This window comes from Micromonospora sp. RP3T (assembly GCF_003027925.1).
Taxonomy (GTDB): domain Bacteria; phylum Actinomycetota; class Actinomycetes; order Mycobacteriales; family Micromonosporaceae; genus Micromonospora.
Genome location: NZ_PYPS01000013.1, coordinates 89,510 through 107,787, shown reverse-complemented (window position 1 = coordinate 107,787; position 18,278 = coordinate 89,510). Strand labels below are relative to the sequence as shown.

13 protein-coding genes are annotated in these 18,278 nt (G+C 72.4%); 7 read left to right on the top strand and 6 right to left on the bottom strand.

Features of this window, described 5'->3' with window-relative positions:
- Positions 1 to 81 precede the first annotated feature (81 nt).
- The 4 genes from C8054_RS13025 to C8054_RS13010 are packed head-to-tail and all read right to left on the bottom strand — an operon-like array spanning position 82 to position 3,835.
- Positions 82 to 684, bottom strand: a complete 603-nt coding sequence (locus tag C8054_RS13025; RefSeq protein WP_107157048.1) for an ATP/GTP-binding protein — start codon at positions 682 to 684, stop codon at positions 82 to 84.
- A complete protein-coding gene (locus C8054_RS13020; protein WP_107157047.1) occupies positions 665 to 1,054 on the bottom strand; it encodes a DUF742 domain-containing protein in 390 nt (129 codons plus the stop codon). Before C8054_RS13020 ends, C8054_RS13025 begins: the two co-directional genes overlap by 20 nt.
- Positions 1,044 to 1,466 (bottom strand): roadblock/LC7 domain-containing protein, encoded by a 423-nt coding sequence (locus C8054_RS13015; RefSeq protein WP_107157046.1) that lies wholly within the window; start codon positions 1,464 to 1,466, stop codon positions 1,044 to 1,046. Before C8054_RS13015 ends, C8054_RS13020 begins: the two co-directional genes overlap by 11 nt.
- Positions 1,466 to 3,835, bottom strand: coding sequence for a nitrate- and nitrite sensing domain-containing protein (locus C8054_RS13010; protein ID WP_107157045.1), 2,370 nt, complete (start codon positions 3,833 to 3,835; stop codon positions 1,466 to 1,468). The genes C8054_RS13015 and C8054_RS13010 overlap by 1 nt, the downstream gene beginning before the upstream one ends.
- A gap of 302 nt (positions 3,836 to 4,137) precedes the next feature.
- On the opposite strand from C8054_RS13010, the gene C8054_RS13005 reads away from it, so the two are divergent.
- From C8054_RS13005 to C8054_RS12985, 5 genes are all read left to right on the top strand, one after another.
- Entirely contained in the window at positions 4,138 to 4,737 is a 600-nt protein-coding gene (locus C8054_RS13005) for a hypothetical protein (protein WP_107157044.1), read from the top strand.
- Positions 4,738 to 4,749: 12 nt separating this feature from the next.
- On the top strand, positions 4,750 to 5,892 hold the full coding sequence (locus C8054_RS13000; RefSeq protein ID WP_107157043.1) for a hypothetical protein: 1,143 nt from the start codon (positions 4,750 to 4,752) through the stop codon (positions 5,890 to 5,892).
- Between the two features lie 178 nt (positions 5,893 to 6,070).
- Positions 6,071 to 7,726 carry a sodium:solute symporter family protein gene (locus C8054_RS12995; protein ID WP_107157042.1) on the top strand — a complete coding sequence of 552 codons (1,656 nt, stop codon included), beginning with the start codon at positions 6,071 to 6,073 and terminating at the stop codon, positions 7,724 to 7,726.
- A gap of 16 nt (positions 7,727 to 7,742) precedes the next feature.
- A complete protein-coding gene (locus tag C8054_RS12990; RefSeq protein ID WP_107157041.1) occupies positions 7,743 to 8,063 on the top strand; it encodes a hypothetical protein in 321 nt (106 codons plus the stop codon).
- 87 nt (positions 8,064 to 8,150) lie between these two features.
- Positions 8,151 to 8,534, top strand: a complete 384-nt coding sequence (locus C8054_RS12985) for a hypothetical protein (RefSeq protein ID WP_107157040.1) — start codon at positions 8,151 to 8,153, stop codon at positions 8,532 to 8,534.
- Positions 8,535 to 8,644: 110 nt separating this feature from the next.
- Here C8054_RS12985 and C8054_RS12980 read toward each other — a convergent pair whose 3' ends face one another.
- Entirely contained in the window at positions 8,645 to 10,447 is a 1,803-nt protein-coding gene (locus tag C8054_RS12980) for a glycoside hydrolase family 6 protein (protein WP_107157039.1), read from the bottom strand.
- A 600-nt stretch (positions 10,448 to 11,047) separates the two neighbouring features.
- On the opposite strand from C8054_RS12980, the gene C8054_RS12975 reads away from it, so the two are divergent.
- Positions 11,048 to 12,157: a hypothetical protein gene (locus C8054_RS12975; RefSeq protein ID WP_107157038.1), complete on the top strand. Its 1,110-nt coding sequence runs from the start codon at positions 11,048 to 11,050 to the stop codon at positions 12,155 to 12,157.
- Between the two features lie 79 nt (positions 12,158 to 12,236).
- Complete coding sequence (locus tag C8054_RS12970) at positions 12,237 to 13,070, top strand: class F sortase (protein ID WP_107157105.1); 834 nt, start codon at positions 12,237 to 12,239, stop codon at positions 13,068 to 13,070.
- Between the two features lie 90 nt (positions 13,071 to 13,160).
- Here the strand turns inward: C8054_RS12970 and C8054_RS12965 are convergent, their stop codons facing one another.
- Positions 13,161 to 18,221, bottom strand: a complete 5,061-nt coding sequence (locus C8054_RS12965; RefSeq protein WP_107157037.1) for an NAD-glutamate dehydrogenase — start codon at positions 18,219 to 18,221, stop codon at positions 13,161 to 13,163.
- Between the last annotated feature and the right edge of the window lie 57 nt (positions 18,222 to 18,278).

Genomic DNA, 18,278 nt, shown 5'->3' with positions numbered 1-18,278 from the left:
CGATCCAACCAGGCTTCCCGGGCGGTCGCCCGGTCAGTCGTCGAACGCCGCCCCGACCGGCGGGCGGGCGGGCGGGCGGGATCAGCCCACCGGGACCGGCTCGCCGCGCTGCCGGGCCACGTGCTCGACCAGCGTGATCAACACCAGCTTGCCGGACTGCCGGTCCCGGGCGTCACAGAGCACCAGCGGGACGTCCGGGTCGAGGTCCAACGCGTCGCGGACCGCCTCCAGGCCGAACCGCCGGGAGCCGTCGAAACAGTTGACCCCCACCACGAACGGGATGCCCCGCTGCTCGAAGTAGTCGATCGAGGGGAAGCAGTCGGCCAGCCGGCGGGTGTCGGCCAGCACCACCGCGCCCAGCGCGCCGAAGGCCAGCTCGTCCCAGAGGAACCAGAAACGGTCCTGGCCCGGGGTGCCGAACAGGTAGACCTGAAGGTCGTCGTTGATGGTGATCCGGCCGAAGTCCATCGCCACCGTGGTGGTCGACTTCTGCTCCACCCCGGAGACGTCGTCGGTGCCCAGACCGGCCCCGGTCAGCACCTCCTCGGTCTGCAACGGGCGGACCTCGCTCAACGCGCTCACCAGCGTCGTCTTGCCGGCGCCGAAGCCACCCGCGATGAGGATCTTCAGGGCCAGCGGCACCCGCGACGCGGCCGGCTCCGGGTCAAAGCGCACGGAGTCCATTGACCACCGCCTTGAGGATGTTGTCGTCGGGCAGGTACGCGGTGGCCGGTGGCCGGTGCACCGCGACGAACCCATGGGCGAGGAGGTCGCCGAGCAGCACCCGGACCACGCCCACGGCGAGGTCCAGGTCGGCAGCGAGGTCGGCCACGGCCTTCGGCCGCCGGGCCAGCTCGACCAGGCGGCGGTGCTCCGGCTGGAGACCGGGCACCCCGGCCGGCACGGCCGCGGACGTGGTCAGCACGAACGCCAGCAGGTCGAACCCGTCGACCGGCGGGCGCACCCGGCCGCCGGTGAGCGTGTACGGACGCACCACCGGGCCGGCGTCGGCATCGAGCCACTCGTGCTGCGGCCCGGGCCACTCAGCTCGCATCGGTGGGCTCCCCCGGGATCCGGGCCGGCGCGGCCAGGTTCTCCCCGACGCGGATCACCAGCATCGCCATCTCGTACGCCACCAGGCCGATGTCGGCGTCCGCGTCGCTTGCCACGGCCAGGCAGGCGCCCTGCCCGGCGGCCGTGACGAACAGGTACGCCGACTCCATCTCCACCACCGTCTGCCGGACCGCGCCGCCGCCCAGGTGCCGGGTGGCCCCCTTGGCCAGCCCGGAGAAGCCGGAGGCCAGCGCGCAGAGGTGCTCCGCGTCGGTGCGGTCCTGGTCGGTGGAGGCGCCGAGCAGCAGCCCGTCCGCCGAGAGCACCACCGCCCGGCTGGCGGCCGGCACCCGCTCCACCAGGTCGTCGAGCAGCCAGTCGAGATCGGCGTTCTGCCGCGTCGTGTGCACCACTAGGCGTCCCTCTCAGTCGCGGTTCGTTGGTCCGGCGCCGGCGGGGAGGGCTCCGGGGCCGGCTCCGGCGCGGTGGCCGGCGTACCGGGGTCCGCCGGCACGTCGGTGGGCGGGTCGGGAACGGTGCCCCGGATCCGCGCGACCGTCGGGTTGCCGGTGGCACGCGTGCCGTCCCGGCGTCCGCGCGCGGTGCCGGCCTGCAACGCGGACATGGTGCGGCGGGCCTCCTCCGGCGGGCGGCTGGCCGGGGTGTCGTTGACCACCGCGCGGGGTCGGGCCGGGCCGCGCCGGCGCACCCGCCGGGGCAGGCCGTCGCCGTCGGCGGGCGGTTCCACGGTCGAGGGCCGGGCGGCCGGCAACGGGATGACGGTGGACTCGGGACGCTCCCGGCCCGGTCGGGTGGGCCGCCCGCGGGGCACCGTGGTCAGCCGGCTCACCTTCGCCATCCGGCGCCGCTCCGGGCCGGTGGTGGCGTCCGGGCCGACCGGCGGCTCGTCGGTGATCAGATCCGACGGGACGAGGACCGCCGCGATCGTCCCGGCCGGCCGGCCCCGCCGCAGCTCCACCCGGACGCCGTGCCGCGCGGCCAACCGGGCCACCACGAACAGGCCCAGCCGGGCGCTGTCGGTCGGGTCGAACTCGGGCGGGGCGGCCAGCTTGCGGTTGGCGGTGGCCATGGCCGGCGGTGACATGCCGAGCCCTCGATCGGTGATCTCGATGGTGTAGCCGCCCGGCACGGTCCGGCCGGTGACGTCCACCCGGGTGCCCGGCGGGGAGAACGCGGTCGCGTTCTCGATCAGCTCGGCGAGCAGGTGGATCACGTCGCCGACGGCCCGGCCGAGCACCCCGGCCGGCTGCACCTCGCCCACGTCGACCCGGTCGTACGCCTCGACCTCGGAGATCGCCCCGCGCATCACGTCCACCGCGGCGACCGGCCGACGCCAACCCCGGCCGGGCGCGGCCCCGGCCAGGATGACCAGGTCCTCGGCGTGCCGGCGGAGCCGGGTGGCGAGGTGGTCGACCTGGAACAGCCCGGCCAGCTCGTCCGGGTCCTCGGTGCGCCGCTCCAGCCGGTCCAGCAGCGCCAACTGCCGGTGCACCAGGCCCTGGCTGCGCCGGGCGAGGTTGAGGATGACCTCGTTGAAGCCGCGGCGCAGGGTGACCTCGTCGGCCGCGGCCCGGACGGCGGTCCGGCGTACCTCGTTGAAGGCGCGCGCCACCTGGCCGATCTCGTCCCCGCCGTGGTCCAGCTCCGGGGCCTCGCGGTCGACGTCGACCTCCTCGCCCCGGCGCAGCCGGGCGACCACGTCGGGCAGCCGCTGCTCGGCCACCTCGGTCGCGGCGGTGCGGACGCCGGTCAGCCGGTGCGCCAGCGACCGGCCGACCCGCAGCGCCACCAGCACGCAGACCACGATGGCGACCAGGCCGAGCACGCCGGCGGCGGCGAGCTGGACCAGGATGCGTACCGCGATCGGCACCGACCGTTCGGCGAGGCTGTCCGCGCCGCGCAGCTCGAAGTCCCGCAGGCCCTGCCAGACCTCCGCGTGGCCGGCCTCCCAGGCCCGGACGTCGAAGCCGGCGGGGAGGTCGTCGGCGCGGATCAGCGTGTCCTGGAGCGCGCGCAGCCGGAGAAACGCGGTGCCCTCGGTGAGTCGTTGGTAGCCGGCCCGCTCGTCGGGCGGCAGGTCGGCGACCGCGTTCTCGGCCAGGAACCGCTGGTTCTCCACGGTGCGCACCAGTTGCTCGTGCTCGCCGTCGGCGTACCGGCCGGCGGTGACGGCACCGGCCAGCAGCGCGTCGGCCTGGCCGAGCAGCTCACGGGAGCGGCCCAGCGCGGTGAGCGCCGACGCCTCCCGGTTGAGCCGCACGTCGGGCAGCATCGCCATGGCGGAGAACGCCTGGAACGCCGAACCGATCATCCCGCTGTAGAGCCCGACCGCGCCGGCCCGGTCGACCTTCCGGTCGTCGATGAAGACCCGCCCCGCGGGGAGCGCCTCCAGCGCCGAGCCCAGTTGGTCGAGGCGCGCGTCGAGCTGGTCGTCGGCCGCGTCGCGCAACGCCTCGCCGTCGATCCGGCGGCGCAGCTCGTCGACGGCCCGGTCGGTGCGGTCGCGTTGCGCGGCCAGCTCCGGCAGGACGCCGTTCCCGGCGAGCTGGACCACGGAGAGCCGCCGTTCCCGCTGCAACTCGGCCACCACGTTCTCGCCCGGCCGGCCCAGGTCGTACAGCAGGGTGCGGGTCGCGAGCAGGTCGAGCGCGGGCCCGAAGGCGAGCGTGGTGGCGAAGATCCACAGTGCCAGCAGCCCGGTCACCGGGCCGATGACCAGCGCGGTCAGCTTGGCGCGGATCGGCCAGTCGCGGGTGTTCAATCAGACCTCGCCCGGGAAGGTTCGCTGGGTGGCGCCGGCAGTGGCCGTCAGGTCGACGGCCACGACGCCGGGACCCGGCCCGGACGCCTTGGGCAGGATACGTAATCCCCGACGGATGCACTACCGGCCGTCTCGCCGCTCACTACGGTCCGAGATGGTCCTGGCGGGCCCCGTCGGACCCCCGTCGCATGGCCGGACCGGCGGCCGCGGGCCGCGCGCCGGGCACCCGACCCGGGAAAGTGCCCCGGAACGGGATTGGCGATCACCCGGAGGAGGGAATACCAGCTGGCGAAGGAGGAGCCATGTCGCCCACGCAGGTAGTCGTCATAGTCATCGTCGTCGCCGTGGTCGCCGCGCTTGTCGCGTTCGCCGTGGTCGCGAACCGCCGACGGGCGCTGCGGCAGCGCTTCGGCCCGGAGTACGACCGGGTCGTCGCCGAGCAGGACAGCCGCGGCGCCGCCGAGCGGGAGCTGCGGGAGCGCGAGCGTCGGCACGCCGATCTGGAGCTGACCCCGCTCACCCCGGAGTCCCGGGCCCGGTACGCCGCCGCCTGGGAGGAACTCCAGGTGCGTTTCGTGGACTCGCCGGCCGAAACCGTCGGCGACGCCGACGAGCTGGTCAGTCACCTGATCGCGGAGCGCGGATACCCCACCGGGGACTTCTCCGACCAGATCGCCCATCTCTCCGTCGAGCACGCCCGCACGCTCACCCACTACCGCGACGCCCACGAGATCCGGCAGCGCAACGAACGCGGCGAGGCCGGCACCGAGGATCTCCGCCAGGCGCTGGTGCACTACCGGGCCCTCTTCGCCGACCTGCTCGGCGCGGACCCCGTCGGCCAGCGGTCGCCGGAGCAGCGCCACCCCGACCCCGACCCCGAGCACGACGCCACGAGCCGCTGAGGAGCCGCCGCCATGCGCCACGAAGAGCAGCAGGTCACGCCGGAGCACCCGGAGACCGTACGATCCGCGCCGGTGCCGGTCCCGCCGCCGGACGACCACGCCCACGCCGACCGGTCGGGGACCGACCGCGCCGGCCGGGCCGAGCTTCCGGAGGACGCGCTCGACGACCGGGGCACGTTCGACGACCCGGCCGTGACCGACGGGCCGGACGCCCGGCCCGACGAGACCCGGGCGTACGACGCCGACGAGCTGCGCGACGCGGCGAACCGGTCGGACGACGCCGACGGGACGCGGGACGGCGAGCGGCCCGCCTTCCACGAGCCGGCGCCGCTCCCGACGGCGTTCTGCGCGGCCACGGTGGGCGACGCGGTGGCCGCCTCGGCGCTGGCCGGCGGCCGTCCGCAGGACGAGCGGGACGCGCGTCGTGAGGACACCGCCGCGCCGGGCGACGGCGCACCCGGGCGCACCGACCCGCTGGACGACGAGCGGGCCGACCCGACCGCCGGGGACCGGCTGCACGACCGGGACCGCTGGGCGGCCGAGCACCCCGACGCGGACCGGCCGGACACCGTCGTCGACGACGCGGACCGGGACGACGACACGGTGAGCGACCGCCACGACGACGCGGTGCGCGCCGACCGGCACGACACGGTGGTCGCCGACCGCGACCGGGACGACGCGGTGGCCGCCGGCGCGGTCGGCTACGGCAGCCCCGAGCCGGGTCTGGTGGACCCGGACGCCGTGCCGGTTCGCGCCGACGCCGACGGGTCCGGGCGGCACCACGACACCGTCGACCCGGCCACCGCCACCGCGGCGGCGGGCGCGGCAGCCGGCGGCGCGGCGTTGGCCGGCGCGGGCCGGGGCACGTCCGGCGCGGTGCCGGCCGACGCGGCGACGCTGTTCGACTCCGACGCGGCGCAGGGCTTCCGGGACCGCTGGCGCGACGTCCAACTGCGCTTCGTGGACGACCCGAAGGCCGCAGTCGGCGAGGCGGAGTCGCTGGTCGAGGAGGCGATCGAGGCGCTGTCCACGGCGCTGCGGGAGCAGCGCACCAAGCTGGGCACCTGGCAGGAGTCCGGTTCGTCCGACACCGAGCAGCTCCGGGTGGCCGTGCGCGGCTACCGCGACTTCCTGGACCGCGTGCTGGGCCGCTGAGGCACCGCCACCTGCACCTCACCGGCCAGCCGGTAGGTGAGAAGGGGCCCCTTCTCGACGCCAGGCGTTAAGAAGGGGCCCCTTCTTGCGCCTCAAGTGGATCGAACAGTAGGCATGAAACATCGCGATCGGGGTACCTGCCGCCGCAGCACGCACCCACACGAGGGGAGCAACAGGCATGGGCAGCGGCCTACGGTTGAACATGAACGCCCTGGACTACCTGATCCTGGCGCTCTACTTCGTCACGGTGCTGGGGGTCGGCTTCGCCGCCCGGCGCGCCATCAAGACCAGCGTCGACTTCTTCCTGTCCGGGCGGTCGTTGCCCGCCTGGGTCACCGGCCTGGCGTTCGTCTCGGCGAACCTGGGCGCGCTGGAGATCATCGGCATGGCCGCCAACGGCGCCCAGTACGGCATCATGACGGTGCACTACTACTGGATCGGCGCGGTGCCGGCGATGGTCTTCCTCGGCATCGTGATGATGCCGTTCTACTACGGCTCGAAGGTCCGCAGCGTCCCGGAATACCTGCGGCTGCGCTTCAACCGCCCCACCCACCTGCTCAACGCGATCAGCTTCGCGGTCGCCCAGGTGCTGATCGCCGGCGTCAACCTCTACGCGCTGGCGCTGATCATGCAGGCGCTGCTCGGCTGGCCGCTCTGGATCGCGATCGTGGTCGGCGCGGTGATCGTGCTGGCGTACATCACCGTCGGCGGGCTCTCCGGCGCGATCTACAACGAGGTGCTCCAGTTCTTCGTGATCATCGCCGGCCTGGTGCCGATCACGGTGATCGGCCTGGTCAAGGTCGGCGGCGTGAGCGGCCTGATGGACGCGGTACGCGAGTCCAAGCTCGGCGAGGCCGGTCTGCACGCCTGGCAGGGCACCGGCAGCACCGACAACCCGCTCGGCGCGCACTGGCTGGGCATCGTCTTCGGTCTCGGCTTCGTGCTCTCCTTCGGCTACTGGACCACCAACTTCGCCGAGGTGCAGCGCGCCCTGTCGGCGCGGAACATGAGCGCCGCCCGGCGTACGCCGATCATCGGGGCGTACCCGAAGCTGCTCATCCCGCTGGTCACCGTGATTCCCGGCCTGATCGCCCTGATCACGGTCAAGGGGCTGGGCGCCGACCAGGGGGACCTGGTCTACAACAACGCCATCCCGCTGCTCATGCGCGACCTGCTCCCCAACGGCGTGCTCGGCATCGCGGTCACCGGCCTGGTGGCGTCGTTCATGGCTGGCATGGCGGCCAACGTCAGCGGGTTCAACACCGTCTTCACGTACGACATCTGGCAGGCGTACTTCCGGCGGGACCGCCCGGACGAGTACTACGTGAAGGTGGGCCGGATCGCCACCGTGATCGCGGTGGTGGTGGGCATCGGCACGGCGTTCATCGCGGCCGGCTTCAGCAACATCATGAACTACATCCAGGCGCTGTTCTCGGTCTTCAACGCGCCGCTGTTCGGGACGTTCATCATCGGCATGTTCTGGCGGCGGATGAGCGCGCTGGCCGGCTTCTGGTCGCTGCTGTCCGGCACCGTGGTGGCGATCGCCACCTACCTGCTCTACAAGACCGGCGTGATCAGCTTCAACTCGGACCTGGAGGAGAGCTTCTGGGGCGCCGGCCTGGCCTTCGTCACCGTCGCCGTGGTGGCCGCGATCATCACGCCGCTGACCCGGCCGAAGACGAACGACGAGCTGACCGGCCTGGTGTACGGCCTCAGCGACACCACTCTCGCCGACGACTCGCTGGCCGGCGACGCGGCCTGGTACCGCTCCCCGGTGCTGCTCGGCGTCGTCGCCGTGGTGCTCGCCGCGCTCTTCTACATCCCGGTCTTCTGAGGAAGGGACCCACGTCATGGCAGACAACGCGGACCGCTACCAGGGCGGCGAGGCCCACGACCCGCTGGTCGACGAGACCGAGGACGCCCGGGAGGCGAGCTCCGCCGCGGCCCGGCTGTTCGACATCCGCCGGGTCATCGGCGGGCTGTTCGTCGCGTACGGGCTGATCGTCGGTCTGATGGGACTCTTCGACTCGTCGGCCGAGATCGACAAGGCGCAGGGCCTGCGGATCAACCTGTGGGCCGGGGCGGTGATGCTGGTCTTCGGGCTGCTCATGCTGCTCTGGCAGCGGCTGCGCCCGACCGAGGCCCCACCGGCGCGCTCCGACGACTCCTGAGTCGCGCCGGATCCCCACTCCGACCGGCCGGCATGCCCGGCGTCGCACCGGGTACGCCAGGCGCGGATGGGGACAGGAGGCAGCAGCATGACCGATCGTGACCCCGGTGGCGAGCGACCGCTGGAGGAGACCCCCGAGGTGGCCGCCGCGGTGGACGACGACAGCACGGTGCCGCAGTTCCGCGGCGGTGGCACCGATCCGGACAATCCCGCGTTCGCCGAGCCGAACGGCGCGGTGCCGGACACCGGCTCGCCGGACCTCCTCGGCGACCCGTACGCGGCCGGCACCGGCGCGACCGGCACCGGCACCGGCGCGGGCGGGGACAACATCCGTACCGGCGCCGAGCAGCCCTGGGAACCGGAGGACCTGGTCCGGGCCCGTGGCCAGGACGTGACCCCGGAGAACGTCGAGCGGGCCCGCCGTGACCTGGCCGAGCTGGGCCGCGCGGCGATCGAGAAGACGGTGCCCTGACCGGAAACGGCCGGGGGCCCCTGGTCGACGTGGGCGTCGACCAGGGGCCCGGGGAAACCCGCGCGGCGGTGCCTCACTCCCGCCGCGGCGGGTGGTCCGGCCGCGGGGCTCTACAGCGCCGGGTAGGCGTTCTGCATGAGCTGCGCGAACTGGGCCGGGAACCAGGCGCCGGAGATCGGCGCGTCCGGCAGGGCACCGGACATGCTGTTCCCGTTGCGGGCGTTGCCGGTGTACGTCGGGTCGCACATCCGGTCGAAGCCCTTGCCCTCGTTGTTCGGGATCTCCTTGCTGGAGCCGTCCGACTCGCCCGGGGGCTTCACCCAGACGTAGGCGTCGATGCCGGACTCCGGCGCCGCCTTCGGCCGCTCGCCGAGGCCCGCACCGGCCTGGTTGCACCAGTTGCCGGCGTGGAAGCGACGGTCGATCCGACCACCGTTGACGTAGGCGTCCACGCTGGTCAGCGGGCCCGGGCCGGTGGGCCGGGCGGCGCCGCCCCAACCGTTGCGGGAGGTGTCGATCAGCATGCCGATGTTGCTGTCGAAGCCGATCGAGACCAGCTTCTGCCGGAACGCCTGGGCGAACGAGAGCTCGTCGACGTACTGGTTCCAGTCGATCCACTTGGACTGCCGCACGGTCTGGCCGTTCACCGAGTCGGTGACCTTGACGTACGGCTCCTTCAGCGCGGAGTAGTTCGCCGTGTTGGTGATGAAGCCGTGCACATTCTTCACGGTGCTGCCGGACGCGACGGCGGCGGCCTTGAGCTGGTCGGCGACCGGGCCGAAGTTGCTGTCCCAGCCGAGCCAGCCGTGGTGGCCGGCGTCGATGTAGTTGTAGACGTTGCCGAGCGCGCCGAGCTTCGCCAGGGCGTAGCCCACGCCGTTGACGTACGCGCCGTTGGCCTTGACCGTGTCGCACATCGCGGTGCCGCCCGGGTTGCCCGAGGTGTTGGTCACCAGGTTGGGCAGCGAGTCGATCTCGATGATGTTGACGATGCGCAGGTTCTTGTACTTCGCGTCGCCCTGGATCGCGGCGATCGGGTCGATGTACTCGGACTTGTAGCGGGGCAGCTCGTCCGGGCCCAGCTCACCGTTCGACGCGAGCGCCGAGCAGTCGCGGCCGGGCAGGTTGTAGACGACGAACTGGATGTAGCCGGCGCCCTGGGCGAGCGCGGCGTCCAGGTGGGCGCGGACGCCCATCGCGCCGTTGGAGCTGCTGTCCGGCGTGCCGTTGATGGCGGCGATCCGGTCGATCCAGACCGCGGTCGGGTTGTTCGACACCCGGCTGCCGCCGGCCACGGACTCGGCCTTGGCCTTCCACTCCGGGTTCACGTACCCCTTCACCCCGACGAACGGGTTGTCCACCTTCTGCCCGGGCGGGGTGCTGGTGGGGGGCGTGCTGGTGGGCGGCGTGCTCGTCGGCGGGGTGCTGGTGGGCGGCGTGCTCGTCGGCGGCGTGCTCGTGGGCGGGGTACTGGTGGGCGGCGTGCCGCCGTTGCAGACCGTGCCGTTGAGCGTGAACTGCGTCGGCTTCGGGTTGCTGCCGCTCCAGGCGCCGTTGAACCCGATGCTGGTGCTGGCGCCGGTGCCCAGCGAACCGTTGTAGGACTCGTTCTGGGCGGTGACGTTCTGGCCGCTCTGGGTCCACTTCGCCGACCAGCCCTGCTGGACGCGCTGGCTGCTGTTGCCGAACGTGAAGCCGAGGTTCCACGAACTGACCGGGTCACCGAGGTTCTTGATGACCACGTTCGCGGTGAAGCCACCGGCCCAGTCGCTGGTGGTGTAGTCCACGCTGCACTGCGTCGCGGCCTGCGCCGCGGTGACCGGAAGGGTCACCAGCCCGCCGGCCACGAGGACGCCGGCGCCGGTGAGCGCGAGCGTCCGGCTCCGGCCGGACAGCCTTCTCCACAGATTCATACCACTGATCTCCTTGGGCGAGACCGGATCCGCGTACGGCCCGGCGGAATGGCGGCGGTGGTCGCCCTGCGGGAACGACCGTGCGCGCCACGGGTTGTTTCGGGGGACGCCCGACCCGGACGGGCGAGGGTGGTGGTGGTGCCGACCGGTCCGCAGGACCGGTCGAAGGAGCCGGACGTCGTCCGGTGAGACCGGTTGCCCTCGACGTCTGCGCTCGCGGTGTGGCTCCCCGAACCGCGTGCAGCGATTCTTGCATGGGAGCGCTTCCATGGCAATGCCTCGATGGCGCACCCCGACCCTACCCCCACCCCCAGCCACCTGGCCGCGTCGATCATGAGGTTGACGGCAGGTGGAAGCGCCTCCCCGACCGCCAACCCATGATCACCGGTTGCCCGGCCGGCTGGGCGAGGGCCCGAGGACCGGGCGGTAGGCGCAGAGGGCGCAGGGGGTTCCGGGGTGGTCGGCGCTACGCGAACCGCCACATCATCGACAAAGCCCGAAAAACGAAACTTTCCCCGGATAGGTAGCGAAAAGGTCTAACGTCGGCCGTAGCTCGACTGACGTCGGGCTCAGGACGAACAGGGATGGAGTGACGCTGGTATGGCTGACAAGATGCTCGGGAAGATCGTCGCGGGTGCCGCTCTCGGCGGTGCGGGCCTTCTCGTGTTCACCCCGGGAATGGCCTACGCAGGCGGGCACGACGACGAGGGCAAGGTGATCGCCAAGCCGCACGTGGTCAAGGCCGGTGACACCGTGGAACTGCTCCAGATCTGCCCGGAGCCCCAGGAGCACGCCTACGTCTGGTCGAAGGTGACCGGCAAGGTCGACCTCCACCCGGCCCGGGACGGGGAGCACGGCGACTGGGCGGACCAGGGCGGCGACTGGGCCGAGGACGCGGATCAGGGTCCCGACGGCAAGGACGGGCACGGTGCCCCGTCCGAGGCCAACAAGGACGAGCACGGCAAGGACGAACAGGGCAAGGACGGCAAGGACGAGCACGGCAAGGACGGCAAGGACGAGCACGGCAAGGAAGAGCAGGGCAAGGGTCCCGAGGGCAAGGACGAGAAGGGCACGGACGGGCACGGTCCCGGCGAGGCGGGCATGCCGGAGCCGCCGGCCGACGCGCCGAAGCCGGGCGGTGTGGGCGCCGGCATGGCCGCCGACGCCGGGGATCTGGGACCGCAGGGCCACGAGGAGTACGGCCAGGACGCCGAGCCGGGCTGGACGGCTGCCGACTGGACCCGGGACGAGCACGGCGCCGACGGCAAGGACGGACACGGTGCCCCGCCCGAGGCCAACAAGGACGAGCACGGCAAGGACGGCAAGGACGAGCACGGCGCCCCGCCGGAGGCCAGCAAGGACGAGCAGGGCGGGGACGCCAAGGACGAGCACCACGGCGACTGGCAGGACGACAAGGGATACGGCCACGGCGAGGACGAGGCCGGCTGGGAGCACGGGAAGGACTTCGTCTACTACGGCGAGGCCCGCGTCTCCGAGGACGTCCACCCGGGCCGCTACGAGCTGAACGGCTCCTGCGGCGAGGGCGAACTGGTGGTCCTCCCCCGGGGCGGGGTCGACGGCGGTGACGGCGGCATGGCCACCACCGGCCTGGACCGTGGTCTCGCCACCGGGGGCGCCGGCATGATCGGCGCCGCCGCACTCGGCGGACTGGTGCTGATGCGTCGGCGGCGGGCCGGTGGCCTGGTCTGACCGGACGACGAACCGGGCCGACGGCCGTCACGGGAAACCGTGGCGCGCCGTCGGCGCGGCCGTCGTCGTCCTGCTCGCCATGGTGGGCTCCGGCCTGATCGGCGCGTCCGTCCGCACCGTGCCGCCGCCCACCCCGCCGCAGCCGATCGCGCAGGCCGGACCGGCCGGCACGACGGAGGCCACCGACCCGCCCACCGCCTCCGACACCGATCCGGACGCCGACGGCGGCGCGCCCTGGGACGGCCCGTCGACCGCCTACGCCGATCCGGCCACGCCGCCCGGCACGCCCTCCGGTGCCGCGCCCGGCACGCCCTCCGCTGCCGCGCCGACGACTCCGCCCGGGACCGCGCCAGGCACACCGCCGGGAACCGGGACCGCGCCGGGCACACCGCCGGGGGGCGTGCCGGTAGCCCCCGGCGCCGCGCCGACCGGGCCCACTGGTGTCCCGGCCGCACTGCCCCGCTCCGCGCCCACCACCGTCGTGATCCCCCGGATCGGGGTCCGCGCCGAGGTCATGACGCTCGGCACCAACCCGGACGGAACGGTCCAGGTCCCCCCGCTGGACCAGGCGATGAAGGCGGGCTGGTACTCCCCCGGCGCCAGCCCCGGCGAGGTCGGCAACGCCGTGATCGTCGGGCACGTCGACTCCGCCAAGCTCGGCCCGGCGGTCTTCTTCAACCTGGGCGCGCTGGTGCCGGGCGACACCATCGCCGTGTCCCGGCAGGACGGCTCGACCGTCACGTTCACCGTGGAAGAGGTCCGGTCGTACCCGAAGACGGCCTTCCCGGCGGAACAGGTCTACGGCCCGTCCACCGTGCCCGGCCTGCGCGTGGTCACCTGCGGCGGGGTGTTCGACCGCACCGCCGGCAGCTACCTGAACAACATCGTGGTCTACGCCCGTGTGACCGTGTGACCGCGTGACCGCGTGACCGCGCGGACCGTCGGGTGTTAAGCGGGGCCCCCTGCTATACCGCAGGCGTTAAGCGGGGGCCCCGCCTTACCGTCAGGCCGCCGCCGAGGTGCGGACCAGGGTACGGATCTGACGCAGCAGCACCGACAGGGCGGACAGGTCGGCGCGGGACTCGTCGAACTCCCCCATCGCCCGGTGCGCCCGGTGGATCGAGGTCGCGTTCGCCTGCTCCCACTCCTGCACCCGCTCCACCGGCGGCTGGCTGTCCGAGGTGGAGCTGAGCACCTCCGCGGTGAGCGCGGCCAGCGCGGCGTACAGGTCGTAGCGCAGCGCCATCCGGGCCAGCGTCTGCCAGCGGTCCTCCCGCGGCAGCAGGGAGATCTTCGACAGCAGCGCGTCCACCCGGAACCGGTCGGAGAGCACGAAGTAGACCGAGGCCACCTCGCTCACCTCCCGCCCGGTCGTCTTCGCCGTCTCGACGATGTCGAGCAGGCCGAAGCTGTACATCAGGCGGGTCGCCTGCACGGCCAGCTCACGCGGCAGCCCCTTGCCGACGAGCGTCTCGATGTGCGCCGCGATCGCCTCCCGCTCGGTGCCCCAGAACAGGTGCTCCAGGTCCGGCATGAGCTGGGCCACGCCGTCGCGCAGCCGGGTGATCTCCGCCGGCACGTCGATCGGCGAGCGCCGGTTGGTGACCAGCCAGCGCACCGCGCGGTCGAGCAGCCGTCGGGTGTCCAGGTAGACGGCGGTCTGCAACTCGGGCGAGACCTTGTTGTCAAGCGCCTCGACCGCGTTCCACAGCTCGCCCAGCCCGAACACCTCGCGAACCACCACGTACGCGCGCAGCACGTCCGCCGCCGAGGCGGCCGTCTCCTCGACCACCCGGAACACGAACGAGATGCCGCCCCGGTTGATCGCCTCGTTGACCAGCACCGTGGTGACGATGTCCCGGCGCAGCCGGTGCCGGCCCATCCGGTCGGCGAAGCGCTGCCGCAGCGGGGTCGGGAAGTAGTTGACCAGGACGTCGGTCGTCCACTCCTCGTCCGCCAGCCCCTCGCTGACGATCTCCCGCTCCAGCACGATCTTCACGTACGCGAGCAGCACCGCGAACTCCGGCGGGGTCAGCCCGGTCTCGGTGCGGACCGCCAGCTCCTCGTCCGACGGCAGCGCCTCCAGCGCCCGGTCCAGCGCGCCGGACCGCTCCAGCTCGTTGATCATCCGGCGGTGCACCGGGAGCAGCGAGGCGGCCTGGGTCTGGGCGTTGTTGAGCGCCCGCGCCTGGTCGTAGTTGTCCCGCAGCACCAGCTCGGCGACCTCGTCGGTCATCCGGGCCAGCAGCTCGTCCCGCTCCGGCCGGTCCAGTTCCCCGTCGGCGACCGCGGTGTTCAGCAGGATCTTGATGTTCACCTCGTGGTCGGAGCAGTCCACCCCGGCCGCGTTGTCGATGAAGTCGGTGTAGATGCGTCCACCGCCGGCGGCGTACTCGATCCGGCCCTGCTGGGTGAAGCCCAGGTTGCCGCCCTCGCCGACCACCCGGCAGCGCAGGCTCTTGCCGTCCACCCGGATGGCGTCGTTGGACTTGTCCCCGACCTCGGCGTTGGTCTGCGTCGACGCCTTCACGTAGGTGCCGATGCCGCCGTTCCAAAACAGGTCCACCGGCGCGGTGACGATCGCCTTCATCAGCTCCTGCGGGCTGAGCTGCGTGACGTCGTCGTCGAGGCCGAGCACCGCGCGGACCTGCGGCGTGAGCGGCACCGACTTCGCGGTACGCGGGAAGATGCCGCCGCCTTCCGAGATCAGCTCCGGGTCGTAGTCCTCCCAGGACGACCGGGGCCTGTCGAACAGCCGCTTGCGCTCCGCGAACGAGGTGGCCGCGTCCGGGTCCGGGTCCAGGAAGATGTGCCGGTGGTCGAACGCGGCCACCAGCCGGATGTGCTCGGAGAGCAGCATCCCGTTGCCGAACACGTCGCCGGACATGTCGCCGACGCCGACCACTGTGAAGTCCTGGGTCTGGGTGTCGTGCCCCAGCTCCCGGAAGTGCCGCTTCACCGACTCCCAGGCGCCCCGGGCGGTGATGCCCATCTTCTTGTGGTCGTAGCCGGCCGAGCCGCCGGAGGCGAACGCGTCACCGAGCCAGAAGCGGTGCGCGGTGGAGATCTCGTTGGCGATGTCGGAGAACGTCGCGGTGCCCTTGTCCGCCGCCACCACCAGGTAGGGGTCGTCGGCGTCGTGCCGGACCACGTCCTCGGGCGGCACGATCTCGCCGCTGACGATGTTGTCCGTGACGTCGAGCAGCGCGGAGATGAACTCCTTGTAGCAGACCACCGCCTCGTCCCGGTCGCCCGGCTTCTGCTTGAGCACGAAGCCGCCCTTGGCGCCCACCGGCACGATCACCGCGTTCTTCACCATCTGCGCCTTGACCAGGCCCAGCACCTCGGTACGGAAGTCCTCGCGCCGGTCGGACCAGCGCAGCCCGCCCCGGGCCACCGGCCCGAACCGCAGGTGCACGCCCTCGAACCGGGGCGAATAGACGAAGATCTCGAACTTCGGTCGCGGCGCCGGCAGGTCCGGGATGGCCTGCGGGTCCAGCTTGAACGCCACGTACGGCTTGGGTCGCCCGCCCACCGGCTTCTGGTAGAAGCTGGTACGCAGCGTGGCCTGGATCAACGTCAGGAAGGCCCGCAGGATGCGGTCCTGGTCGAGGCTGGCCACCTCGTCCAGCGCCTCGCCGATCGCGTCGACCAGCTCGGCGCCGCGCTGGCGCCGCTCGTCCATGGTGATGGGACTGGGCGCGAACCGGATCTCGAAGAGCTGCACCAGCAGCCCGGCGACGCTCGGGTACGCGATGAACGTCTGTTCCATGTACTCCTGGGAGAACACGGTGCCGGCCTGCCGCAGGTACTTCGCGTACGCGCGCAGCACGACCACCTGCCGCCAGGTGAGCCCGGTGCGCAGCACCAGCTCGTTGAAGCCGTCCACCTCGGCCTCGCCCCGCCAGGCGGCGGCGAACGCGTTCTCCACGTGCGGGCGCACCTCGGCCAGGTCCTGGTGCCGTTCCGGCAGTTCCAGCCCGAAGTCGTAGAGCCAGATCCGGCCGTCGACGCGCTCCACCTCGTACGGGTGCTCGTCGACCACCTTCACGCCGAGCGAGTGCAGCACCGGCAGCACGGCGGAGAGCATCATCGGCTCGCCGTACCGGTAGACCTTGAACCGCACGTCCAGCGACTCGTCGCCGTCGTTCGCCCGGCCCGAGTAGGCCCGCGGCGCCAACTGCTTGCGGAACAGGTGCATCTCGAGCTGACCGGGTTCCTCCAGCAGCTCCAGCTTGGCCAGGTCCTTCATCGCCTCGTACGGCGTGTGGCCGTCCTTGTAGCCCTCCGGGAACGCGTCGGCGTACCGGCTGAACAGGTGCTTGGCCTGCTCGTCGCCGAGCTTGCGCTCCAGCACCAGCCGGTAGTCGTCGTCCCAGAGCCGGGTGGCGTCGGCCAGCTCCTCGGCGAGCAGGTCGGCGTCGATCTCGCCGGGCGGGTTGTTCGGGTCGGTGCGGACGATGAAGTGCACCCGGGCCAGCATCGACTCGGTGACCCGGGTGGTGTAGTCGACGCCGACGCCGTTCAGCTCGCGCAGCAGGATGTCCTGCATGCGCAGCCGGTTCTGCGTGGTGAACCGGTCCCGGGGCAGGTAGATCAGGCAGGAGATGAACCGCCCGTACGCGTCGCGGCGGAGGAAGACCCGGAGCTGCCGGCGGCCGGCCATCCGCAGCACGCCGATCACCGCGTGGTAGAGGTCGTCGGTCTTGATCTGGAACAGCTCGTCGCGCGGGTAGGTCTCCAGGATCTGGAGCAGGTCCTTGCCGGAGTGGCTGCGCAGGCTCAGGCCGGAGCGGTCCAGCACCTCGGCGACCTTGCGGCGGACCACCGGCAGCTCCTGCACGCTGGTCCGGTACGCGGCGGTGGAGAACAGGCCCAGGAAGCGCCGCTCCCCGACCACCTCACCGGCGTCGTTGAAGATCTTGAAGCCGATGTAGTCGAGGTAGGCCGAGCGGTGCACGGTGGCCCGCGAGTTGGCCTTGGTGATGATGAGCAGGCGCTTCTCCAGCACCCGCTCGTGCGCCTCCGGGGTCATCGAGTTCAGCGACCGGGCCTCCGGCGAGTCGGACCGCAGGATGCCCAGCCCGGTGCCGAGGACCGCCTCCAACGCCTGCCCGCCGGCCGCCCCGTCCGCGTCGACCAGGCGGTACTCCCGGTAGCCGAGGAACGTGAAGTGGTCGTGCGCGAGCCAGCGCAGCAGCTCCACCGAGTCCGTGATGTCCTTCTCCGGCACCGGCGGGCGGCTGTCCGACGTCCGCGCGGCGGCCAGTTCGTCGGCGAGCGCCAACGCCCGCTGCCGCATCTTGGGCCAGTCCTCGACGGCCTCCCGCACGTCGGTGAGCACCCGCTGCAGCTCGCGGCGCACCGCTTCCCGCTCGGCCGGGTCGCGGACCGGGTCGATCTCGATCCGCATCCAGCTCTCGACCAGGTCACCGGCGATCGCGTCGTCCGGCTCCACGTCCGCGGAGACCTCGGTGAGCCGGCCCAGCGGCTCCCGTCGGACCACCACCAGCGGGTGCACCAGCAGGTGCACGTCGAGGTGGCGGGAGTTCAGCAGCGCGGTGACCGAGTCGACCAGGAACGGCATGTCGTCGGTGACGATCTCGACCACGGTGTGGTGCTGCTCGGCGTCCGGTTCGTGGATGCGCAGTTTCAGCTCGCCCGGCACCCGCTGCTGGGCCAGGTCCCGGTGGGCCCGGGCCGCCTCCAACATCTCCTCGGCGGTGAAGCCGATCAGCTCCTCGTCCGGCGCGAACCGCCAGAAACGGTCCACCAGCGTGGCCGCGTCGTGGTCGTCGCCGGCCAGCGCGACCGCCTGGGCGACCAGCCGCTCCGCGTTGGGCACCGGCTCGTCCAGCTCGGCGTCCTCCACGTCGTCGGCCAGGGCCTGCGCGGGCAGGCCCAGGTCGTAGAGGGTGTCGATACTCGAACCGGTCAGGCCGGTCACTCCTGTGTCGAGACGGCCGAAACCGTCCCCGTCGGTCGCCGAATCGAAGCTGTCATCGTCCCGGCTGGTGTCAGCCTGGAGATCGGGTCCCGGTTTGATCGCCGGACGCCGGTCCATCGGTGCCACTCCCCTCGACCCACCGCGTTGTGGGTCACTCTGCCGCCCAGCCTAGGC